Source organism: Novosphingobium sp. GW821-FHT09E05, assembly GCF_059416165.1.
Map to the genome: position 1 here is coordinate 139,154 of NZ_JBWKOQ010000005.1, position 21,636 is coordinate 160,789.

Consider the following 21,636-nt stretch of genomic DNA (forward strand, 5'->3'; position numbering starts at 1 on the left):
CCGCTCAGTCTCCGGTTGCGGCGGCGAGGCGTTCGCGCAGTTCTTCGCCGTGCTGGTCGGGCGTCGGCAGGTCGCGGAACAGGCCGGGGCGCTGGCCGTCGAATTCGAGCGGCAGTGCGGGCAGACGCGCGATGGTGCCGTCCGAAAGCGTCACGTCGAGCAGCCCTCCCGAGGCATTGAGGTGCGCATCGTCGACCAGTTCGTCCGGGCGCACGATCGGCGCGAAGGGAAGGCCGCTCTTTTCGAGGCGGGCGACGAGGTCCTCGCGCGGCATCGAGCGGAACAGGGCGGAGACCAGCGGCATGATCTCGCCGCGCGCCTTCACGCGCTCGTTGTTGGTCTGCCACTCGGTGCGGGCGGCGAGTTCGTCGAGCGCGAAGTCGGTGCAGAAGGTCTTCCACTGGCCGTCGCTGACGACGCCGACGAACAATTGCTCGCCGTCGCGCGCGGTCTCGAACACGTCGTAGATCGCCCAGGCCGAGATGCGCACCGGCATCGGCTGCGCGGCGGCGCCGGTCACGGCATGCTGGGCGATGTGCTGGCCGACGAGGAACGCGGTGGTCTCATAGAGGCTGCACTTGATCTCGGCGCCGCGGCCGGTGCGGTGCCGCTGTTCGAGTGCGGCGAGGATGCCGATGACGCCGAACATGCCGCCGGTGATGTCGATCACCGAGGAACCGGCGCGCAAGGGGCGTCCCGGAGGGCCGGTCATGTAGGCGAGGCCGCCCATCATCTGCGTCACTTCGTCGAGCGCCGTACGGTCCTCGTAAGGCCCCTTTAGGAAGCCCTTAGCGGAGCAGTAGATGAGACCCGGGTTGGTTTCCGAAAGCTTCCCATATCCCAGCCCCAACCGCGCGAGCGTGCCCGGGCGGAAGTTCTCGATCACGATGTCGGCCGAGGCGCAAAGGCCCTCGGCGTGGGCGAGATCGCCCGCGTCCTTGAGGTCGAGGCAGATGCTGCGCTTGTTGCGGTTGAACATCGGGAAGTAGCCCGAGCCAGAGCCCAGCAGCGTGCGGGTGCGGTCGCCCTCGGGCGGCTCCACCTTGATGACGTCGGCGCCGAGGTCCGCCAGGATCACGCCCACCGAAGGTCCCATCACCATGTGGGTGAACTCTACGACGGTAAGGCCCGACAGCGGGGCCGGGCCATTGGCCTGTGTTTCCTGCGGTTTATTCAAAACTCTTGCCCCTACGCACTGCGGTGTCGCCACGAAATTGCTATAAGGCTAATACAAATCATGCCGAGGTAGCAAGGCCGCTCGGGGTGCGATCGCCCAGGCATCGCGGGAGTGGTCGCATGGCGGACAGTGGGGCTCGGCTATTGGCGAAGCAGGGCAAGCCGGTCTACGGTCGTCGGCGAACCAGGGGAATGTGGGATGACAGCAGTGAAACGGGTGGGCTCCGCCGCGCACCGCAGCGCGCAGGGGCAGCTCGCGCGCGGTGCCGCGATCCCGCTCTACCACCAGATCTACCTGACCCTGCGCGACGAGATCACGCGCGGGGCCCGGCCCTTCGGCACGCCGGTCCCGACCGAGATGGAGCTGGCGGAAAACTACGCCGTCTCGCGCATCACCGCACGCCGGGCGCTCGACGAACTGGCGATGGGCGGCTTCGTCGAGCGCCGCCGCCGCCTGGGCACGCACGTGATCTTCCGCTCCGCCGCCAAGCCGATCGAGGCGAACATCGACCAGGCGGTCGAATCGCTGATCGCCTTCGGGCAGAACACCGCGGTCAAGGTGCTCGAAGTCACCACCGAACCGGCGCTGGACGAGATTGCCCTCAAGCTTGGGCTGGCCGAGGGCGAGCCCGCCATCCGCGCCGTGCGCCTGCGCTCGAGCAAGAACGGACCGCTCGGCCTCATCGTCAGCCACATGCGCGCGGGGCTGGGGGTTTCGGTGACGCCCGAGCGCCTGACCGCGCAACCCATCCTCTCGCTGCTGCGCGAGGCGGGGGTGAAGATCGGCGGCGCGGTGCAGACGATCGAGGCGATGGTCGCAGACCCGGAGATGGCCGAGCAGCTCCAGTGCGAGCCGCGCGCGGCGGTGCTCCACGTCGAGCGTCTGGTCGAGGATTCGACCGGGGTGACGGTGCTTGTCACCAACGCCTACTACCGCGCCGACCGCTACCGCATCACCCTCGACATGCACGAGCAGGGCCAGATTTCCCCGACGTACGGGTAAGAGCGTCGTCGAACGCCGTCGTCCCCGCGAAGGCGGGCACGAGGGGAACGGGATTTTTGCCATCTCTCGCTTTATCGGAATGAGCGCCGGTGTTCGTCAGGCGAACATCATGGGGTCGAGGCCCCTTGCATCGCCGTTCAATTGGCATAGGTATAGTACAAATATCCGCATGAATCGACGCAAGGGCTACAAGAGCATGGACATTCTGGTCAGCGAGGTTGGGCCGCGCGACGGGCTCCAGAACGTCAAGCGGGTCATGCCCACCGAGGCGAAGAAGCTCTGGATCGACGAACTCGTTGCCGCCGGTGTCAAGGAGATCGAGGTCGGCAGCTTCGTGCCCGCCAAGCTCATCCCGCAGTTGGCGGACACCGCCGAGATCGTCGCGCACGCACGGCGTCACGAGGGGCTGACGGTCGCGGTGCTGGTGCCCAACCGGCGCGGCGCCGCCGACGCGCTCGCCGCCGGTGCCCACAAGCTGACTCTGCCGCTCTCGGTCTCCGAGACCCACAGCCTCGCCAACCTGCGCAAGACGCACGAGCAGGTGCTGGACGAGGTCCGCGCGATCACCGAGATGCTATCACAGCTTCCGCAGGAACGCCGCCCGCACTTCGAGGGCAGTCTCTCGACGGTCTTCGGCTGCACGCTGGAAGGCGCTATCCCCGACGCGACGATCCTGCGCATGGCCTCCGCACTGATGGCGGCGGGCTGCGACGAGGTCGGCCTTTCGGACACCACCGGCTATGCGACGCCGGGCGAGGTCAAGCGACTCGTGAAGATGGTGCGCGGCGAGGTGGGCGACCATGCGGTCACGGGCCTGCACCTGCACAATACGCGCGGGCTGGGCCTCGCCAACGTGCTGGCCGGTCTCGAAGCGGGGATCACCACCTTCGACGCGTCGATCGGCGGCCTCGGCGGCTGTCCCTTCGCGCCGGGCGCCAGCGGCAACATCGTCACCGAGGACCTCGTGTTCATGCTCGAGGCGATGGGCTGCCGCACCGGCATCGACATCGAGCGCCTCAAGGAATCGCGCCGGGTGCTGGAAGCGGCGCTTCCGGGCGAGCCGATCTACGGCTTCATCGCCGACGCCGGACTGCCCAAGGGCTGGGCGCCCGCCACCCAATCTCCCGAAGGAACGAGGACTTTCGCATGACCGAAACCCTGCTCGGCACCCGCATGGTGCGTGACGACCGCACCGCCCGCCAGATCTTCGAGGACGTCATGGCGAACCCCGCGCGCTCGCGGTTCGGCTTCGGCGAGAAGGTCGCGATCGTGAACATCGACTTCCAGAACGCCTATACCCGGATCGACCGCTACAAGACCGCCTACGAGACCGACCCGCGCCAGATCGAGCACACCAACATGATCTCCGCCCTTGCACGCCAGGCGGGCATGCCGGTGATCTGGACCCACGTCGCCTACATGGACAGCGCTGCCGACGCGGGCGTCTGGGGCACGCGCACGGACACGGCGGACTCGCTCCAGAACATCAAGTACGACAGCGACCGCCACGCCTTCGACGAGCGCTGCGCAATCGACGAGCGCGTGGACGCGATCTACACCAAGCGCATGCCGAGCGCCTTCTTCGAGACGCCGCTGCAGAGCCTGCTGGTCTGGCACAAGGTCGATACCGTGGTGCTGACCGGCGGCTCCACCTCGGGCTGCATCCGGGCCACGGCGGTGGACAGCCTGAGCCGGGGCTACCGCACCATCGTCCCGATCGAGACATGCGCCGACAAGCACGAGAGCTACCACTTCGCCAATCTCACCGACCTGCAGCTCAAATACGCGGACGTGGTGCCGGTGCAGGACGTGGTGGACTGGTTCGGAGCACGCGCATGAACGAGGGCAACCGCGACCCGGGGCTCTACGACTTCCGCCCCTGGCGTGAGCGGCCCGCGCTGCAGTGGCCGGGCGACAAGAAGGTCGCGGTGTGGGTCTCGCCCAACATCGAATATTACGAGATCGACCCGCCGCGCAATCCGCACCGCAAGTCGTGGCCGCAGGTCCACCCCGACGTCGTCGGCTATGGCCACCGCGACTACGGTAACCGCGTCGCCCACTGGCGCATGGCCGACGTGATGACGAAGCACGGCTTCCCGGGCTCGGTCAGCCTCTCGGTGGCGATGTGCCAGCACATGCCCGAGATCGTCGCCGACGCCGACGCGCGGGGCTGGGAGTTCTTCAGCCACGGCATCTACAACACCCGCTATTCCTACGGCATGGACGAGGCGCAGGAGCGCGCGATCATCGAGGACTCGATCCGCACCGTGCGCGACGCGACCGGGCAGACGATCAAGGGCTGGCTCGCCCCCGCGCTGACGCACACGCCGCGCACGCTCGACCTGATCGCTGAATACGGCCTCACCTATACCTGCGACCTCTACCACGACGACCGGCCGAATCCGGTCCACGTCAAGGACGGCCGCCTGATCTCGATGCCTTACAGCCTCGAAGTCAACGACCACTACGGCTTCTTCGTCTACAACATGAGCCCGCGCGAATATGCCGACACGCTCATCCGCCAGTACGACAGGCTGGCGAAGGAAGGCGGCACCGTCATGTGCATTCCGCTGCACGCCTACCTGATCGGGCAGCCGCACCGCATCGGCCCGTTCGAGGAAGTCCTGCGCCACATCGCCGCCGACGGCCGCGCCTGGATCACCCGCAGCGGCGACATCGCCGACCACTTCCTGCAGTCCGGCGCCTACGAGGCCGCGGAGGCCGACACCGCGCGCTATGCGAAGGAGGAACGGGCATGAGCCTCGATCCCGGCTATCTCGACTATCCCATGCGCCGCAAGGGCATGGACCACGACCTCTACACCTGGTCGAACATCGCCGAGCGGGCGCCGCTGGCGCTGCCCGGCGGAGCGAAGATGGCGGTCGCGCCGCTGGTCAGCCTCGAATGGTTCCCGATCGTGCCCGGTGAAGCGCCGTTCCGCGCGCCCGGCCACATGCAGACCTCGTACCCCGACTACCGCCACTACACCGCGCGCGAATACGGCACGCGCGTCGGCCTCTACCGCCTGCTCGACGCATTCGCCAAGGCAGGCGTGAAGGCGACCGTCGCCGCCAACGCCGCCAACGCCGAGCGCTATCCCTCGATCATCGCCGACATCCTGCGCGAGGGCCACGAGATCGTCGCCCACGGCGTCGACATGGACTCGACCATCGACAGCACCGTGCCCGAGGCGCAGGAGCGCGCCATGATCGCCTCCGCGCGCGACACGCTTGCAGCGGCGATGGGCGGCGCGCCCAAGGGCTGGCTGTCGATCGCGCGCCAGCAGAGCTGGAACACCCCGCGCCTGCTCGTTGAGGAAGGCTTTGCCTACTGCCTCGACTGGGTGAACGACGACCTGCCCTACGTCCAGACGACCAAGGCCGGGCCGCTCGTCGCGGTGCCCTACAACCACGAACTGTCCGACCGCCAGGTCATCGTCGTCCAGCAGCACTCGGCCGAAAGCTATGTGGAGCAGATGAAGGACGCCTTCACCTGGCTCGCCTCGGAAGGCGGGCGCAATGGGCAGGCGCGCGTGCTGCCGCTGCACCTCACGCCTTACGTCATGGGCCTGCCGTTCCGCATGGGCGCGTTCGAGGGCCTGCTCGAATGGCTGGGCGCACAGCCCGATACCGCATTCGTGACGGCGGGCGAACTCGCCGCCGCGCTGCCCGGAGATACCGCATGAAGATCGCATTGGCACTGAGCGCCGCCCTCGCCCTGTCCGCCGGCGCCGCTTCGGCCGCGGACGCACCGGCCGCGCACGACGCGCGCTGGGAAGCGGTGAAGCAGGCGATCTGGCCCAAGGAACTGGCGATCTACGAAGGCCGCAGCCGCGGCGATCTCTCGCTCTATCTCGCGAGTACCGCGACCAACTACATCGCCTGGCCGCCCTTCAACGAAGTGCCCAAGGGCAACGAGGGCTTGCGCGCCACCGGGGCCGCAATGGCGGGCAAGACGAAGGAGCGGCTCGAGATGACGTTCCTCGACCTTGCGCTCAACGGCGATACGGCGGTGGTCTACTACAAGACCCACCGCACGATGCGCGCGGACGGCACACCGGCCGACGAGCATTTCGAAGTCACCCATACCTGGGTCATGCAGGGCGGCACCTGGAAGGTGCTGGGCGGCATGGCGCGCGCGCGCCCCGATCGCTGAAGGCGAGCGCCGGGAGTTCCTCACAGGGACGGCAGGAACACGCCGACCTGAACTTCAGGCCGTCCACGCTCCGGCGCGGACGGCCTTTCCTTGTCAGGCGGACACGGGCGGGGCGGCGCGCTTCTCGGTGGCGAAGACCGCCAGCGCCACCAGCGCCAGCGCGGTTCCTGCGGCTGCGCAGGCGCTCCACCCGCCGCGCACGTAGAGCAGCGGCGCCATCGCCGATCCCAGCGCGCCGCCGATGAACATCAGCGTCATGTAGACCGCGTTGATGCGCCCGCGCGCATGGGGGCGCAGGGCGTAGACGACGTTCTGGCTGAGCACCTGGTTGCCCTGCGTCGCCGCGTCCAGCACGATCGCCAGCACCGCCAGCAGCAGGACCGACCCGATCAGCAGCGCTGGCACGGTCGCCGCGAAGCTCAGGGCGAGCATGGCCATGGCGAGCGCCGAGCCGCGCCGCGTCAGTCCGCGATCCGCCATGCGGCCGGCGAGGGGCGCGACCAGTGCGCCGCCCGCGCCCGCCAGCGCGAACAGCGCGATGCCCTCGTGGCTCAGCCCGAAGCGGCGCTCCAGCATCAGCGGCCCGGCGGTCCAGAACAGGTTGAAGGCGCAGAACAGGCACGCCTGATAGAACGCGCGGCGCCGCAGCACCGGCTCCTCCCGGAAGATCGCGCTCATAGAGCGCAGGATGGCGCCGTAGCCATCACGCCCCGCGCTGCGATGCTCGGGCAGCATGAACCACAGCAGCACCGCCAGCACGGCCAGCAGTCCGGCCGGGACGAGGAAGGCGAGGCGCCAGTCGCCCAGCGCAGCCAGCGCGCTCGACGCCGGGCGGGCGAGCATGATGCCCGTCAGCAGACCGGCCATGACCGTGCCGATGACCCGGCCCTGTCGTCCTTCGGGCGCCAGGTGGGCGGCCAGCGGCACGAGGATCTGCGCGCCGACGGAAGCCAGCCCGGCCACCGTCACCGCGACCATGAAGGCGGGCGCGCTGTGCGCGAGGCCCGCGCAGGCCATCGCCAGCGCCGCCACCGCGACCATGGTGCAGACCAGCCGGCGGTTCTCCAGGCGGTCCGCAAGGGGGACGATGAACAGCAGTCCGACGCAGTAGCCGATCTGCGTCACCGTCACGATCAGGCCGAGCGTGGATTCGGCGACGCGAAGGTCCGCTCCGATCGCCGACACGAGCGGCTGCGCGTAGTATAGATTCGCCGCCAGCAACCCGCAGGCGAGCGCCGTCACGAAGGTCCGGATTGCCGCATTATCCGCAGTGCGAATAGTCGATGTATGCGACTGGTTTCGATTATTTTCATTCATTGTCAGAAGGTTATCCCGTGATTCCGATGCAGGCGGCGGCCCGGATCGGCCTGCACTGCCCGCCTGTCGCCAACTGCGATCTGGACGGTGATTTATATGTATTATAGCTATATCAAAATATCAAATCAGCGGGACTTCAGATGGCAGTCGCAACTTCTTCCGCAACGACCCCTAACGGCGCCGCCATCGTCACCGGCGGTTCCGGCGGGATCGGCGCCGCCATCGTACGCAAACTTGCCGCCAAGGGCCATCCGGTCGCGATCCATGGCAACAGCAACATGCAGGCCGCGCAGGCGCTGGCCGACGAAATCAGGGCGGCCGGCGGCGAGGCGATCGCGGTCAGCGCCGACCTCACCGACCCTGTCGCCGTCGATGCCATGGTGGCCGAGGTGGTCGCGCGCTTCGGTTCCGTCTGTGCGCTGGTCAACAACGCGGGCGTCTCCACCCCGGCGGCGGTGGGCGAGATGACCGTCGCGATGATCGACCGCGAACTGGCCGTCAATGTGCGCAGCGTGATCCTGGCGACCCAGGCCTGCCTGCCGCACATGGAGGGCGGGAGCATCGTCAACGTCAGCTCCAACCTCGCGTTCTCTCCGCTGCCCGGAATGACGCTCTACTGCGCCGCCAAGGCCGCCGTCGCCTGCCTGACGCAGGGGTTCGCGCGGGAACTCGGCCCGCGCGGCATCCGCGTCAATGCGGTGGCCCCCGGCGCGACGCGCACCGCGATGACCGCCTGGATCGACGATGCGACGGTGACCGCGATCTCCGGCCAGACTCCGCTGGGCCGCATTGGCGAGCCCGCCGACATCGCCGGCGCCGTGGCGTTCCTCGCCTCGGACGAGGCCGGCTGGATCACCGGGCGGACGCTCGTCATCGACGGCGGGCTCGCCTGACCGGAACGACGCCTGACCATACCTGAACCCTACCTTCGAGGACCCCGAGCCACCATGACCGACCCCAAGGCGCCGCAAGCCATCTGGCCCGACATTCCCCAGCCGCTCATGCCCTACAGCCCGGCCGTCAAGGCTGCGGACTGGATCTTCGTGTCGGGCCAGCTCGCATCCGATTTCAAGACCGGCATCGCCGCCGAGGCGCGCCCCGCCAATCCCAACCTGGGCGACGACCAGGCGCTGCAGTCGCGCTTCGTGATGGAGACGCTCAAGCGCACGCTCGCCGCCGGCGGCGCCGACCTGTCGAAGGACGTCGCGCGCATCTGGCAGTGGCTGCCCTGGGAAACGCCCTCCATGCACGACTTCGCCAAGGGTGACTGCTACCCCGAGGGCCTGCGCATCTCCCCGTACCTCGACGTGCGCAACGACTACATCCTCGACCCGCGCCCGGCCTCGACCGCGGTCAGCATCCGCGCGCTGCCGGTGCGCGACGCGCGCATCGAGATCGACGTCATCGCCATCGTCGACGGCACCGAGCCGCAGGGCTTCGCCGCGCCCGAGGGCGTGCCCGCCCCGCTCGCCGGATACTCGCCCGCACTGCGCCGCGGCGACTGGATCTTCCTCGCAGGCGAAGTCCCCACCGACTGGCAGGGCGACTACGGCGAGCACCGCAGCATGGGCGAGCCCGGCGCGCTGGCCCGCGAGGCGCGCACCAACCCGCATGTCTGGTACGGCTCCGACATCGAGGCGCAGACCGACTACACCCTCTCCAAGCTGGAGAAGATCGCGGCGGCCGCCGGCGGCTCGCTGAAGAACGTGGTCAAGGCCGACGTCTACATCGGCGATCCGTCCGACTACGCCGGCATGGACCGCGCCTGGAAGCGCTGGTTCAAGGACAGCCCGCCCGCCCGCTGCGTCATCCCCTACATGGGCCTGGGCACGCGCGGCAGCCGCATCGAGATCGCGCTGACGCTGCTGGCCGACGACGCCAAGCTGAAGATCGAGCGCATCGAGACGTCCGACGCGCCCGAGCCGTTCAGCCACGAGCCGCAGGCGGTCAAGGTCGGCAACTTCCTGTTCCTGTCGCAGCAGATGGCCTGCGATTCCCGGGGTGTGCTCGCCGAGGGCATGGTCCGCCACGAGAACTTCCCGTGGTACGGCCTGCCGGGCAAGAACCAGATGCGCTACATGCTCAAGAACGTGGCGGCCATCTGCGAGGCCGGCGGCACCAGCCTCGAGAACATCGTGCGCCGCGCCTGCTTCCACGACGAGGGCACCTTCTTCGCCGACTCGATCGAGGAATGGGCATCCCACTTCCCGGGCGTGAAGCCCGCTTCGACGACGATGAAGATCGGCGGCCCGCTCGTGGTGCCGGGCGCCAACGCCCTGCTCGACCTGATCGCATACGTACCGGACTGAATACGACAACGAAACCCGGAGGGCGGATGCCGTCACTCCGGGAAATACCAAGGTAGGCCAATATGATGGGGGTTTTCATGACCGAGATTTCGAAGTTCCGCTCGATGACGTTCCGCGCCGCCCTGCTCACCGGTGCGATGGGCCTGACGGCCACCGCCGTTCCCGCGCTCGCCCAGACCGCGCCCGACGATGCCGCCGTCTCGCCGGTCGACGGCTCGTCGAACGAGATCGTCGTGACCACCCGCAAGCGCGCCGAGCGCCTGCAGGACGTGCCGCTGTCGATCACCGCGGTGTCGAGCGAGGAGCTGGAGCAGAAGGGCATCGCGTCGCTGGCCGACCTGGCCGCGCAGACCCCCGGCCTCGCCTTCCAGGACGTCAACGGCGCCTATGCCGCGCCGGTCCTGCGCGGCGTCGCGCAGATCGACCAGACCGGCCCCCAGGGCAACGTCGGCATCTTCATCGACGGCGTCTACCTCAACAACCGCTCTGCGCTGGCCTTCGACCAGTACGACCTTGGCAGCATCGAAGTGGTCAAGGGCCCGCAGAGCGCGCTTTACGGCCGCAACACCTTCGCAGGCGCCATCAACTACAATACCCAGGCGCCGGTGCCGGGCGAGTGGTCGGGCCACGCCACCTTCACGCTGGGCAACTACGACCGCCACGAGGCCAAGGGCTCGATCAACATCCCGGTCATGAACGGCGTCGCCGTGCGCGTGTTCGGCGGCTGGTCGGAATTCGACGGCACCATCAAGAACGACCTCAGCGGCAAGTACCTCGACGGCTGGAAGGACCGCTGGAGCATCGGCGGCGCGGTCAAGGCCGAGATCACCGACAACCTGACCCTCGACCTGTTCGGCGTGCGCTCGGAAACCAGCAACGACCAGCCCGCGCTCTATGCGCTGCCGACCAGCCAGAACAACTGCGGCGCGACCGCCGTGGTGGGCGGGCGCACGCTCAACACCTACTACTGCGGCAAGCTGCCCTACCCGACCAACTTCCAGCTGGACGACACGACCGGCTATGGCCTGACCGGCAGCAACGAGATCTACTACGGCAAGCTGGCCTATGAAGGCGAGGCGCTCGACCTGACCGCGCTGGTCAGCTACACGACCGCCAAGTTCGGCCTGCTGATCGACACGACGGGTGATCCGAACGCGATCAACACGCCCCTGTTCGGCGGCCTGTCGCGCCAGCTCTACACCAATGCCGCGACGGACAAGAGCACCGACTGGAACTACGACCTGCGCGCATCCTCGAAGGACGGCAGCCGCCTGAGCTGGATGGCCGGCATCAACTACTACAGCTCGCTGGTGTCCGACGTCCTCGAGCTGAACTTCCAGCGCCTCGGCACCACGCCCGGCACCACCTTCCCGCCGACCTACTCGGCGCGCGGCGGCGTGCTCAAGACCAAGGGCCATGCGCTCTACGGCATGCTCGGCTATGAGCTGACCGACCAGCTCAACGTCCAGGGCGAACTGCGCTACACCATCGACGACCAGGACTTCTCCGGCACCGGCGCGGCCGTGGGCGTGAGCGGTCACCAGACCTTCAAGTACCTGACCCCGCGCTTCTCGGTGAACTGGAAGCCGAACACCGACATGCTCGTCTACGCCTCGGCGGCGCGCGGCGTAAAGACCGGCGGGTTCAACTCGAACGCGGCGAACACCGACTACTTCACCTACGGCGCCGAGACCAACTGGACCTACGAGGCCGGCATCAAGACCAGCTGGCTGAACGGCGCGCTCGTCATCAACGCCGACGTCTTCTACGTCGACTGGAAGGACATCAACGCCCAGGTCCAGCTGCCGTTCTCGACCCTCGCGGTCGTGGGCAACAACGGCGACGCCGAGGTCAAGGGCATCGAGGGCCAGATTGCGTTCAACCCCACCCGCAACATCCAGCTCTCCGCCAGCGGCGCGCTGATGGACCCCAAGTACAAGAACGGCGTGATCGACGGCGAAGTCTCGTACATCTGCGGCGAGATCGGCGGTTCCACCGTGACCTCCAGCAACTGCACCTCGGACGTCGGCGGCAACCAGATCGCCCGCACCTCGGACAAGCAGTTCGCGCTGGGCGCGGGCTGGACGGTGCCCGACATCGTCGATGGCCTCGACGGTTACCTGCGCGCCGACTACAGCTGGCAGGCGGGCAAGTACTCGACCGGCCTGAACACCCAGAACCAGGGCTCGATCTCGCTGCTGAACGCCCGCGCGGGCCTGAAGTTCGGCAACTACGAACTCGCCATCTGGGCAAAGAACCTGTTGCAGGATAAGTACATTTCCCGTGCAACGGTGGTTGCCTCGACCGCGGACGGCGCTCCCACCTCGGGCGTGAGCTACACCCGCATCTACCCGGGCGAGCGCCGCACCCTCGGCGCCGACTTCTCGGTCAAGTTCTAAGGTTCCAAGGAAGAAAGGGCGAATTCCCATGACTTTCCTCACCAGTCTCGACGACAAGTCGCTGAAGGACGGCGCGGTGCCGACCTTCGCGCTGTCCCAGCGCGGGCGCGCGGGGATGCAGGTACTCGGCTCGATCCAGAAGTACTCCTCGGGGGTGCTGCGCCCGATCGCATCGGAGAACTTCGACGCCTCGCCGCGCGGGCAGGAACTGGCGGCCGAGCACGGGGCGGACACCTCCACCCCGGCCACGCGCGAGCGTATCGCCGAGGCCCGCAAGGTCTGCGAGAGCGATCCCGTCTACCGGCTCGAGCGCTTCTTCCAGCGCTGGGTCGCCGAGGAGAACTTCAACCGCGGCATTCCCGCGATCGAGGAACGCCGCGCCAAGTTCGAAGCCTTCAACGCCGCGCAGGGCGAGACCGAGCTCCTCGGCACGCTCGACCTGTCGGCCCAGGTCGAAGTGCCCAAGTACTACGACCGGATCGAATGGCACCTCGAGCCCGGCGGCTGGGACGGCTACGACCTCTACGGCGCGCTGTTCGCCTACGGGGTCGGCCCCTACGTGTTCAGCCAGGGCGGCTACGCGGCGGTGGGCGTGGGCGACGACATCGTCGGCCAGCGCCTCAACACCATCAAGCAGTTCCCCAAGGCGTCCTACGGGCGCATCTACGAGCCCGGCTGCGGCGGCGTCTCGACCCTGAAGGCGGTGAACACCGTGTTCCCCGAGGCCGAGCTGCACGGGTCGGACCTGTCGCCGTTGCTGCTGAAGAACGGCCAGAAGATGGCCTCGCGCTTCGGCTTCCCGGTCCACCTCAAGCTGGCCGATTCCGCGCGCGACACCGGCGAGGCCGACGAGAGCTTCGACGGCGTCATCACGTACGCGCTGCACCACGAACTGCCGCCCAAGGCCAACCGCGAGATGTTCGCCGAACTCTACCGCATCATGAAGCCCGGCGCGGACATCGTCATCTCCGACCCGCCGCCGTTCCGCGCCGTTTCGATGTTCCACGCGGTCATCCTCGACTGGGACACCGAGAACCGCGAGGAGCCGTTCTTCACCGCCGTGCTGCTCGACAGCCTCGATGCGATGCTGGAGGAAGCGGGCTTCGAGAACGTCGAATCCTACGCCATCGGCCAGGACCAGTACCCGTGGATCACGCGCGCGACCAAGCCGCAGGGCGCAGTGCAGGCGGAGGCAGCATGATGGAGACGACCGGCAAGGACTACCTCGGCCCCGAAAGCGTGACCGACGTCGCGCGCATGCTCATGGCGCTCGTCTCCGAGGTCTGGATCATGCGGGACCGCCAGATCGTCACCGAGCACCTGCTCGAGACCAAGGGCTCGGTGACGCGCGAGGACCTCGACGAATTCCTGCCCACCGGCGAACTGGCGGCGCAGATCACCGCCGAGCGCGAGCGCTTCTCCCGCCTCATCGCGGGCGCTCCGATCGCGGCGACGCATCGTTCGGTGGACCAGATCCTCGAACGCGCAGGGCTCCAGGCTCCGGCACCCGCCGCCGCCACGGCCAACTGAAGGTAATATCGAAAATGAGTGTCAGCACAGCGACCACGACGGGGCAACCCTCGAGTGCCACCCGAGGCGCGGACCCGGGCGGTGCGCTGCCCCTCCAGACCTGCCTCGCCTGGGGGCTGGGCACCGTGGCGGTCGCCGCGCTGTTCAATTCGGTCAACGTGCTGCTGCTGCGCTACGTCGTCGACTACGCCGGCATCAGCGCGGTGCTGGCGGGTAGCCTGATCGCCGTGTCGAAGCTCTACGACGCGGTGATCGACCCGCTCGTCGGCGCCGCCAGCGACCGGACCCAGTCGCGCATGGGACGGCGCCGTCCGTTCCTGCTGGCCGGCGGCGTCCTGCTGGCGATCGCGGCGCTCATGCTGTTCAACGTTCCGGCCGGCGGCGGAGCGCTGTCGGTCGGCTTCTTCATCCTGTCGCTGCTGGTCTACGCCAGCGGCTATGCAATGTTCAGCGTGCCCTACATGGCCATGCCGGCCGAGATGACGACCTCGTTCCACGAGCGCTCGCGGCTGATCTCGTTCCGCGTCTCCGCGGTCGCGGTCGCGTCGCTGCTCGCGGTCTTCGTCGGCCCGCAGATCATGAGTGCGGTGGGCGGCGGACGGCCGGGCCATACGGCGCTGTCGGTGTTCCTCGCCATTGTCGTCCTGGCCGCATCGCTCGCCTGCTTCCGCGGTACCCGCAGTGCGCCGTTCCACTTCAGCCCGGCGGTCAAGGCGACCTGGGGCCAGAAGCTCAAGTCGCTGGCGGGCAACAAGCCCTTCGTCGTGCTGCTGCTCGTCAAGCTGCTCCAGCTCATGGCGCTGGCGGTGACGCAGGCGGCGATGCCGTTCCTGTTCCAGCGCGTGCTCAAGCTGGGCGATGCCAAGATGGGCATCTACTTCCTGGTCTTCTACGGCACCATGATCCTGATCCAGCCGATCTGGGTCCGCCTCGCCAGGATGCGCGGCAAGCGCAACATCTACATGGCGGGCACGCTGCTCTACGGCGCGATCTACCTGAGCTGGTACTTCGTCGGCCCCGGCGAGCCGCTGGCGCTGGTCTACCTGCGCGCGGTCGCGCTGGGCGCGATGGGCGGCGCGGTGCTGCTGTTCGGCCAGTCGCTGCTGCCCGACACGATGGAGTGGGACTACCGCTGCACCGGCATGCGCCGCGAGGGCATGCTTTCGGCGGTCTACACGCTGGTCGAGAAGCTGGCCTATGCGCTGGGCGCCGCGCTGACCGGGATCATCCTGGGCAACACCGGCTACATCCAGAACGCCGCCCACGGCGAGCAGCCGGCCTCCGCCATCACCGCGATCTACTGGCTGGCCTCGTTCATCCCCTTCGCGTTCCTGTGCGCCAGCATCGTCGCGCTGTGCTTCTACGACCTCGACGAGAAGAAGTTCGCCGGAGCCGAGAAGCGGTGACGCAGGACACGCAGGCGCTCGCGGACACGCTGGTCCGCGGCGCCTACCTGGTCACGCTGGACGCGCAGCGCCGGGTCTTCACGCGCGGCTTCGTCGCTTTCACCGGCGGCAGGATCACGGCGGTGGGCAGCATGGACGATCCCATGCAGCCCGCGCGCGAGGTGATCGACGCGCACGGCATGGTCGTCATGCCCGGCATGGCGAACGGCCACAACCACCTGATCCAGAACGCCTTTCGCGGCTACAACGACGACCGCTGGCCGGTGCTCGACATTCCGGCGGCGGTGCGCTCGCTGCTGGAACAGCTGTTCGCCGCCGCCGTGCGCATGGACGCGGCGCGCACTTACGCGATCGTGCGCCTCCACGCGCTCGAGATGCTCAAGGCCGGCTACACCGCCACCCACGACGAGCACTTCACCAGCGCCCGCAAGGACAGCGTCGACGGCAGCTGGCAGGCGCTCGCCGACAGCGGCATGCGCGGCTTCCTGTGCCGCTGCATCGTCGACGACCGCATCCCCGAGGAGGGCCGCGAGAGCGTGGACGAGGGGCTCGCCGAACTGGAACGCCTGCGCGCCTTCGGCAGCGACCGGCTGACGGTGGCGGGCAGCTTCGTCAACTACAGCTTCCGCAGCGACCCCGAGGACATGCGCCGCATCCACGAGGGCACGCTGGCGCTGGGCCTCCCGTTCGGCGTCGACATGACCGACAACAGCCGCGGCGCGATGCTGAAGGCGCGCGGCTTCGAGGGCGGCCAGGCGGACTACTACCGCCACTTCGGCCTGCTCGACCACGGGGCGATCTACGCGGGCAAGGGCGTGAACCTGCTGCGCCACGAATACGCGCTGCTGGCAGAGCACGACGCGCGGCTCGCCGTGGTGCCGACGCTGCGCTTCTTCGACGGACAGGGGGTGCCGGTCCACGATTTCCTGGAAGCGGGCATGGTGCCGGGTCTCGGCACCGACGCGCCGCTGGTCAGCGACAGCCAGGACCCGTTCGAGAACATGCGCCACGCGATCTTCGGCCAGAACCTCGCGGTCAAGGCGCGCGTCGCCGCAGGCGGCGAGCGGCCAGACGCGGCGCTGTGGATGAACGCCGAGCGCGCTATCGAGATGGCGACGCTGGGCAGCGCCCGCGCGCTGCTCATGGAAGACACCACCGGCTCGATCGAGGTGGGCAAGGCCGCCGATCTCGTGATGATCGACGTCGCCCGCGCCGAGATCGCGCCGACCTGGGACGATCGCCGCCTGCTGGGCTCGCTGGTCTGGGGCGGCAAGGGTTCGCAGGTCCACTCCGTCTTCGTCGCGGGCGAGCGCCTGATCGAGAACGGCCGCTCGACGCGCTGGGATGAGGAGGAGGTGATCCGCGAGGCCGACCTCGCCCTTTCCGCCATCGCCCGCGAAGCCGATCTGGGTCGTTTCCTGCCGCCGCGCATGGCGGGGCAGGACTATCGCGGCTGGACCTACATCTGAGGAATTGCAGAGCATGAGCGATACTGGGCAGCGCGTCGCGGTCGTCACCGGTGCGGGGCAGGGCCTCGGCCGCGCCCTGGCGCGCGAACTGGCGGCGGCGGGGCACCTCGTCTTCGGGTGCAGCCTGCGCGTGTCTGGCGACGAGGAGGGCGTGCGCATGATCGCCTGCGACGTCACCGACGAGGCGCAGGTGCAGGCGCTATGGGACCAGGTGCAGCGCGAGGCCGGCCGGGTCGACTGGTGGGTCAACAATGCAGGCCTCGCTCTCACCGGCCGCCCGCTGGCGCAGATGGCGGGCGACGAGTTCGCCCGCATGGTCGCGGTCAACCTCGTCGGCACCATGACCGCCTGCCGCGTCGTCATCGCCGGGATGGCGGCGCAGGGCGGCGGCGCGGTGTGGAACATGCTCGGCGCCGGGGCGGACGGCCAGCCGGTGCCCGGCATGAACGGCTACGCCACCACCAAGGCCGCACTCACCTTCCTGACCCGCGCGCTCGCCGCCGAGGCGGAAGGGCAGGCGTACAGCGTCGGCGGACTGAGCCCGGGCCTCGTGATGACCGAAGGCTTCTTCCGCGAACACGCCCGCGTCCCCGAAGCCGAGCGGGCCGGGCGCGAGGCGGTGGTCAACCTGATCGGCGACCATCCCGAGACGATCGCCGCGTGGATCCGCGAGGAACTGGAAGCCGGGCGTCCCAACGGCGCGATCCTGACATGGCTGACGGCGGAAAAGATCGCCGGGCGCCGCGCAGAGCAGCCGCCGCGGGATATCCTATCGGCCTATCGCTGAGCAGCCAAACCCAAATCGTAACGGATGGGGCGCTGAAAAACGCAATCCCTCTCCGCAAAACACCCGTCGCCCCCGCCTGTGCGGGGACGACGGGCCATTGCCATGAAAGCCCGTCGGACCGGTGGGCTCAGTCGATTGCTGCCGCCTGTTCCAGGCTCTCGAACATCGCCTGGCGCAGCAGGTAGGCGCGGCGCTTCTCGTCGTCCGCGAGCAGGCCGCGCATGGCGGCTTCGCGCTTAGCGTGGGTCTCGCTCTGGCCCGAGCGCATGGCTTCCATGTTCTCCATGGTCTGGCGCTGGGTGAAGTCGAAGGTCACCTTGCGGCGCTGGCGGTCGTAGCGGTCGAGCAGGTCGGCGCTGGCGCCGCCCTTGATGATCTCCACCAGCTTGCCGCAGGCGTTGAAGGCGTCGTGGATGCCGCTGTTCATGCCGAAGCCGCCGAGCGGGTTGTTGAGGTGCGCGGCGTCGCCGACCAGCAGCACGCGGCCCTGACGGAACTGCTTGGCGACGCGCTGGTGGACGCGGTAGATCGTGCGGTGCTGCGTTTCCACCGCCGCGCCGTCGCCCATGATGCCGTCGAACACGGCGTTCTTCTTGGCGTCGGAGCGCAGTTCCTCGTCGGTTCCCCCATGCGCCGGGACCAGCACGCGCCACACCGAGGGCACGCGCAGCAGCACCAGCCACTCGTCGGGATCGGACACGTAGTTGACGTGCGCGAGGCCGGGCATGGCCTGCTCGATCGGCCAGGTCGTGCTGAGCGTCAGGAAGCGTTCGGGATACGTGAACCCGTCGAATTCGGTGCCCAGCCACTTGCGCACGATCGAACTCGCGCCGTCGGCGCCGATCAGGTAGTCGGCGCGGATGGTCTCGATGCCGAAGGGGCTTTCGAGGCTGACATCGACGCCGGTGTCGTCCTGCGTGAAGTGGACGACGCGGTGGTTGAACAGCACTTCCGCGCGGTCGAGCTGTTCGAGCCGGTCGGTCAGCATGCGGGCGAGGTGGTACTGCTCGCACTGGATGCGGAACGGATAGCGTGTGACGTCGGAGACTTCGCCGAGGTCGAAGGCAAGGATTTCGCCGCTGCGGCGGTCGCGCCAGTGGTAGACGGGGGCCTTCAGGCCCATCTCGATCAGCGCCGGGGTGACGTCCAGTTCGTCGAGCATTTCCAGCGTCGGCGGGTGGAAGGTGCTGGCGCGAAGATCCTGCGCGCAGTCGGCGCCGGCCTCGGCCAGCACGACGTCGATGCCGTGGCGGGCGAGATAGGCCGCGGCGACGCTGCCGACGGGGCCGCCGCCGGCGATGACGACCTGGGTTCTGCGAGTGGTGGGCATGTCTTTCCTGTCGCTCAAGGAATGGAGGAGCCGGCGGCTCCGGTCAGAAGTCGGTGAGAAGGCGGCCGAAGCCGGGCATGCGGTCGGCGATCCCGTTGGCGCGCAGGGCGTGCCAGTAGGTGGCCGTGTTGATCGCGATCACCGGCTTGCCGAGCCACAGTTCGGCGGCGGCGGCGAAGGCGACGGTCGAGAGGTTGGTGCCGACCTGGACGATCGCCTCGACGTCGTCGCCGTCGAGCGCGTGGAAGCTTTCGCGCAGGCGCGCCTCGGGGACCTGGGCGATCTTGGTCCAGGACCGGGCCTGCAGCGCGATGTCGCGCACGACCTCGTAGCCATGGTCGGCGAGATAGGTCTTCACCTGGGCGTTGGCGCTCGGCCAGTAGGGCGAGATCACCGAGACCCGGCGGATGTTGCCGTAGGCTTTCAGCGCGGCGACCACGGCCTCGGCGCCGGTCGATACGCCGAGCCCCGAGAGCGCCTCGATCTTCTCGCGCCACTTGCGGCCGCCCTCGGCGCCGCCGTAGAAGGTGACGGCCGACATGCCCATGACGAGGTAGTCGGGCCGGCAGGTGAGCACGCCGCGCACGGCTTCGGCGGTGTTCGCGTCGATCTCCATGGTGCCGGCCATGAAGGTCTCGTCGGAGACCGCCTGCGCGTCATCGACGATGATGCGGCTGTAGTGGTTGGTCACGCCGTAAGGGCGCATGGCGTCGAAATCGGGCTGGACCACGGTGTTGGTCGAAGGGCCGAGGACGCCGAAGATCTTGCGGAAGCCCAGGTTGTCGGGGCCGCGTTGGGGCTGCATGGTCGTCATGCTATGGTCCTTGTGTGAGGTTGCCGGGTCAGACGCGGGCGTTGAGCAGCATGGCGCGGGCGTGTTCGAGGACGCCGAAATGCGCGTAGTCCATGCCCATGCCCGATTGCTTGGCGAAGGGCAGCGGCAGCGCGGCGTTGTAGGCGCCGTGCTGGTTGACCCAGGCCGATCCCGATTCGAGGCGCGAGGCGAGCGCGAGGCCGCGCTCTACGTCGCGGCTCCAGACCGACCCGCCGAGGCCGTATTCCCCTGCATTGGCGAGGGCGAGCACGGTTTCCTCGTCGGTGAAGGGCATGATCGGGAGGACCGGACCGAACTGCTCCTCGTCGACCAGCGGCATCCCGGCGGAGCAGCCCTCGACGAGGGCGGGGGCCATGAAGAAGCCCCTGGTGTCGCTGGGGAAGGTCCGCTGATGGACGGTGCAGCCGCGCGCGGCGGCGTCGTCGGCGAAGCCCTTCACGCGGTCCAGCTGCGCCTGGCTCTGGAGCGGGGCCATGGTCGATGCGGCGTCGAACGGCGAGCCCACCTGCGCACCTTCCATCAGCGTCAGAAGCCGGTCGCGCACGTCGGCGTAGAGGCTCTCGTGGACGTAGAGGCGCTTGATCGCGGCGCAGAACTGGCCGGCGTTCTGGAGCGAGATGGCATAGGCGGTGGCGGCGATCGCGGCCGGGTCGGCGTCGTCGAGCACGATCGCGGCGTCGTTGCCGCCCAGCTCCAGCGTCAGCTTCTTGAGCGTGGGCGCGGCGGCGGCGGCGATCAGGCGGCCGGTGCCGGTCGAGCCGGTGAACGAGATCTTGGCGATGCCGGGATGCGCCGCCATCGCCGCGCCGACGCCCGCGTCGCCGGTGATGGTATTGTAGACGCCCGCCGGGAACACCTCGCGGGCCAGCAGGCCCATGTATAGGGCGGAAAGCGGGGTCTGCGGGGCCGGGCGCAGCACGATGGTGTCGCCCGCCAGCAGCGCGTTGGCGATCTTGGCGACGGCGAGGATCACCGGCGCGTTCCACGGTGCGATCGCGCCGACCACGCCGAGCGGGCGATGGACGAGGCGGGCGCGGATGCCTTCGCGGTCGTAGACGGTCTCGGGCAGCTCCTGCGAGGCGATGGTGCGCACGAAATCTACCGAGAAGAACACCTCGCTCCACGCGCGGCGCAGGGGTCGGCCGGTTTCGGCGGCGATGATGAAGGCCAGCGTCTTGCGGTTCTCGAACAAGGCGTCGGCGAAGGCTTCGAGCCGGACGCGGCGCTCGCTCCAGGCGAGGGCGGCCCAGCCGGGGAACGCCTCGCGCGCGGCGGCGACGGCGGCATCGACGTCGGCGACCTGCGCCTCGGGGCACGTCGCGATGACGGCGCCGTCGGCGGGATGGACGACGGGGCGGCTCTCGGCGGCGACGTCGCGATTGGCGATGGTCTGCCGGAGGTTCAGCGCGGCGAGCCAGCCCGGAACGTCGGCCGGCACTTCGCTGTAGATCGTTTCGGCTTCCTGCATCATCGCGTCGCTCCCGGGGTATGCCATGGCGGCTACCACGGGGACGGAGGCGCGCGCGCTCGTACAGTCGCCGACTTATCGCACGGCGATAACCGGGCCGCTGAGGGCCGCCGGAGGCCAGGCGCGGGTGCTAGGAGGCGGACATCCACACAGGGAGACAGATCATGCACGGCGCCTTCATCCTCACCACCGTGACCGTCGACGACAGGGCCGCCTTCGCCGAATACCGCGCGGCGGTGGCGCAGGTGAACGCGAAGCTGGGCGGCGAGATGCTGGTGCGCGGCGCCGTGCAGCAGGTGCTGGAAGGCGATGCGGCGACGGGCGAGGTGGTCGTCGCACTGGGCTTCGCGGATGCGGGGGCGGCGCGGGCCTACATCGCCTCGGCGGACTACGCCGGGCTGGCGCCGCTGCGCCAACGGGCGGGGCGCTTCACCATCCGCGTGGTGGCCTGA

The 21,636-nt window shown here is 68.7% G+C and carries 20 protein-coding genes; 15 read left to right on the top strand and 5 right to left on the bottom strand.

The window, feature by feature from the left end:
• Window positions 1–4 precede the first annotated feature (4 nt).
• Entirely contained in the window at window positions 5–1,177 is a 1,173-nt protein-coding gene (locus AC07M9_RS18110; protein ID WP_494885661.1) for a CaiB/BaiF CoA transferase family protein, read from the bottom strand.
• Window positions 1,178–1,375: 198 nt separating this feature from the next.
• Here AC07M9_RS18110 and AC07M9_RS18115 point away from each other — a divergent pair, with 198 nt between their 5' ends.
• From AC07M9_RS18115 to AC07M9_RS18140, 6 genes are all read left to right on the top strand, one after another.
• Entirely contained in the window at window positions 1,376–2,179 is an 804-nt protein-coding gene (locus AC07M9_RS18115; protein WP_494885663.1) for a GntR family transcriptional regulator, read from the top strand.
• A 169-nt stretch (window positions 2,180–2,348) separates the two neighbouring features.
• Window positions 2,349–3,329: a hydroxymethylglutaryl-CoA lyase gene (locus AC07M9_RS18120; protein ID WP_494885664.1), complete on the top strand. Its 981-nt coding sequence runs from the start codon at window positions 2,349–2,351 to the stop codon at window positions 3,327–3,329.
• Window positions 3,326–4,018, top strand: a complete 693-nt coding sequence (locus tag AC07M9_RS18125) for an isochorismatase family protein (RefSeq protein WP_494885666.1) — start codon at window positions 3,326–3,328, stop codon at window positions 4,016–4,018. The genes AC07M9_RS18120 and AC07M9_RS18125 overlap by 4 nt, the downstream gene beginning before the upstream one ends.
• Window positions 4,015–4,938, top strand: coding sequence for a polysaccharide deacetylase family protein (locus AC07M9_RS18130; protein ID WP_494885667.1), 924 nt, complete (start codon window positions 4,015–4,017; stop codon window positions 4,936–4,938). Before AC07M9_RS18125 ends, AC07M9_RS18130 begins: the two co-directional genes overlap by 4 nt.
• On the top strand, window positions 4,935–5,864 hold the full coding sequence (locus AC07M9_RS18135) for a polysaccharide deacetylase family protein (RefSeq protein ID WP_494885668.1): 930 nt from the start codon (window positions 4,935–4,937) through the stop codon (window positions 5,862–5,864). Before AC07M9_RS18130 ends, AC07M9_RS18135 begins: the two co-directional genes overlap by 4 nt.
• A complete protein-coding gene (locus AC07M9_RS18140; RefSeq protein WP_494885670.1) occupies window positions 5,861–6,334 on the top strand; it encodes a nuclear transport factor 2 family protein in 474 nt (157 codons plus the stop codon). Before AC07M9_RS18135 ends, AC07M9_RS18140 begins: the two co-directional genes overlap by 4 nt.
• 93 nt (window positions 6,335–6,427) lie before the next feature.
• Here the strand turns inward: AC07M9_RS18140 and AC07M9_RS18145 are convergent, their stop codons facing one another.
• Entirely contained in the window at window positions 6,428–7,576 is a 1,149-nt protein-coding gene (locus tag AC07M9_RS18145) for an MFS transporter (protein ID WP_494885671.1), read from the bottom strand.
• 215 nt (window positions 7,577–7,791) lie between these two features.
• Between AC07M9_RS18145 and AC07M9_RS18150 the strand changes: the two genes are divergently transcribed.
• The 8 genes from AC07M9_RS18150 (at window position 7,792) to AC07M9_RS18185 (ending at window position 17,551) form a co-directional block, all read left to right on the top strand.
• Window positions 7,792–8,544 (top strand): SDR family NAD(P)-dependent oxidoreductase, encoded by a 753-nt coding sequence (locus AC07M9_RS18150; RefSeq protein WP_494885673.1) that lies wholly within the window; start codon window positions 7,792–7,794, stop codon window positions 8,542–8,544.
• Window positions 8,545–8,598: 54 nt separating this feature from the next.
• Window positions 8,599–9,960 (top strand): RidA family protein, encoded by a 1,362-nt coding sequence (locus tag AC07M9_RS18155; RefSeq protein ID WP_494885675.1) that lies wholly within the window; start codon window positions 8,599–8,601, stop codon window positions 9,958–9,960.
• Between the two features lie 77 nt (window positions 9,961–10,037).
• Complete coding sequence (locus AC07M9_RS18160; protein WP_494885677.1) at window positions 10,038–12,359, top strand: TonB-dependent receptor; 2,322 nt, start codon at window positions 10,038–10,040, stop codon at window positions 12,357–12,359.
• 28 nt (window positions 12,360–12,387) lie between these two features.
• Complete coding sequence (locus AC07M9_RS18165; RefSeq protein WP_494885679.1) at window positions 12,388–13,560, top strand: class I SAM-dependent methyltransferase; 1,173 nt, start codon at window positions 12,388–12,390, stop codon at window positions 13,558–13,560.
• Window positions 13,557–13,889, top strand: a complete 333-nt coding sequence (locus AC07M9_RS18170) for a hypothetical protein (RefSeq protein WP_494885681.1) — start codon at window positions 13,557–13,559, stop codon at window positions 13,887–13,889. The genes AC07M9_RS18165 and AC07M9_RS18170 overlap by 4 nt, the downstream gene beginning before the upstream one ends.
• A gap of 14 nt (window positions 13,890–13,903) precedes the next feature.
• Entirely contained in the window at window positions 13,904–15,295 is a 1,392-nt protein-coding gene (locus AC07M9_RS18175) for an MFS transporter (protein ID WP_494885683.1), read from the top strand.
• Window positions 15,292–16,764 carry an amidohydrolase family protein gene (locus tag AC07M9_RS18180; RefSeq protein WP_494885684.1) on the top strand — a complete coding sequence of 491 codons (1,473 nt, stop codon included), beginning with the start codon at window positions 15,292–15,294 and terminating at the stop codon, window positions 16,762–16,764. Before AC07M9_RS18175 ends, AC07M9_RS18180 begins: the two co-directional genes overlap by 4 nt.
• Window positions 16,765–16,777: 13 nt before the next feature.
• A complete protein-coding gene (locus tag AC07M9_RS18185; RefSeq protein ID WP_494885686.1) occupies window positions 16,778–17,551 on the top strand; it encodes an SDR family oxidoreductase in 774 nt (257 codons plus the stop codon).
• Between the two features lie 127 nt (window positions 17,552–17,678).
• On the opposite strand, the gene AC07M9_RS18190 is transcribed toward AC07M9_RS18185, so the two are convergent.
• From AC07M9_RS18190 to AC07M9_RS18200, 3 genes are read right to left on the bottom strand one after another with little or no spacing between them, the layout of a single operon-like run.
• Window positions 17,679–18,881, bottom strand: coding sequence for an FAD-dependent oxidoreductase (locus AC07M9_RS18190; RefSeq protein WP_494885687.1), 1,203 nt, complete (start codon window positions 18,879–18,881; stop codon window positions 17,679–17,681).
• 43 nt (window positions 18,882–18,924) lie between these two features.
• The gene (locus AC07M9_RS18195) at window positions 18,925–19,695 is read right to left on the bottom strand and encodes a maleate cis-trans isomerase family protein (protein WP_494885688.1); all 771 of its coding nucleotides are present in this window, start codon (window positions 19,693–19,695) and stop codon (window positions 18,925–18,927) included.
• Between the two features lie 28 nt (window positions 19,696–19,723).
• On the bottom strand, window positions 19,724–21,211 hold the full coding sequence (locus AC07M9_RS18200) for an aldehyde dehydrogenase family protein (RefSeq protein WP_494885690.1): 1,488 nt from the start codon (window positions 21,209–21,211) through the stop codon (window positions 19,724–19,726).
• Window positions 21,212–21,348: 137 nt separating this feature from the next.
• Here AC07M9_RS18200 and AC07M9_RS18205 point away from each other — a divergent pair, with 137 nt between their 5' ends.
• Window positions 21,349–21,636 carry a DUF1330 domain-containing protein gene (locus AC07M9_RS18205; RefSeq protein WP_494885691.1) on the top strand — a complete coding sequence of 96 codons (288 nt, stop codon included), beginning with the start codon at window positions 21,349–21,351 and terminating at the stop codon, window positions 21,634–21,636.

Coding starts and splice junctions, on each gene's coding strand:
- AC07M9_RS18115 (WP_494885663.1), top strand. CDS start 1,376: ATGACAGCAGTGAAACGGGTGGGCTCCGCCGCGCACCGCAGCGCGCAG.
- AC07M9_RS18120 (WP_494885664.1), top strand. CDS start 2,349: ATGAATCGACGCAAGGGCTACAAGAGCATGGACATTCTGGTCAGCGAG.
- AC07M9_RS18125 (WP_494885666.1), top strand. CDS start 3,326: ATGACCGAAACCCTGCTCGGCACCCGCATGGTGCGTGACGACCGCACC.
- AC07M9_RS18130 (WP_494885667.1), top strand. CDS start 4,015: ATGAACGAGGGCAACCGCGACCCGGGGCTCTACGACTTCCGCCCCTGG.
- AC07M9_RS18135 (WP_494885668.1), top strand. CDS start 4,935: ATGAGCCTCGATCCCGGCTATCTCGACTATCCCATGCGCCGCAAGGGC.
- AC07M9_RS18140 (WP_494885670.1), top strand. CDS start 5,861: ATGAAGATCGCATTGGCACTGAGCGCCGCCCTCGCCCTGTCCGCCGGC.
- AC07M9_RS18150 (WP_494885673.1), top strand. CDS start 7,792: ATGGCAGTCGCAACTTCTTCCGCAACGACCCCTAACGGCGCCGCCATC.
- AC07M9_RS18155 (WP_494885675.1), top strand. CDS start 8,599: ATGACCGACCCCAAGGCGCCGCAAGCCATCTGGCCCGACATTCCCCAG.
- AC07M9_RS18160 (WP_494885677.1), top strand. CDS start 10,038: ATGACCGAGATTTCGAAGTTCCGCTCGATGACGTTCCGCGCCGCCCTG.
- AC07M9_RS18165 (WP_494885679.1), top strand. CDS start 12,388: ATGACTTTCCTCACCAGTCTCGACGACAAGTCGCTGAAGGACGGCGCG.
- AC07M9_RS18170 (WP_494885681.1), top strand. CDS start 13,557: ATGATGGAGACGACCGGCAAGGACTACCTCGGCCCCGAAAGCGTGACC.
- AC07M9_RS18175 (WP_494885683.1), top strand. CDS start 13,904: ATGAGTGTCAGCACAGCGACCACGACGGGGCAACCCTCGAGTGCCACC.
- AC07M9_RS18185 (WP_494885686.1), top strand. CDS start 16,778: ATGAGCGATACTGGGCAGCGCGTCGCGGTCGTCACCGGTGCGGGGCAG.
- AC07M9_RS18190 (WP_494885687.1), bottom strand. CDS start 18,881: ATGCCCACCACTCGCAGAACCCAGGTCGTCATCGCCGGCGGCGGCCCC.
- AC07M9_RS18195 (WP_494885688.1), bottom strand. CDS start 19,695: ATGACGACCATGCAGCCCCAACGCGGCCCCGACAACCTGGGCTTCCGC.
- AC07M9_RS18200 (WP_494885690.1), bottom strand. CDS start 21,211: ATGGCATACCCCGGGAGCGACGCGATGATGCAGGAAGCCGAAACGATC.
- AC07M9_RS18205 (WP_494885691.1), top strand. CDS start 21,349: ATGCACGGCGCCTTCATCCTCACCACCGTGACCGTCGACGACAGGGCC.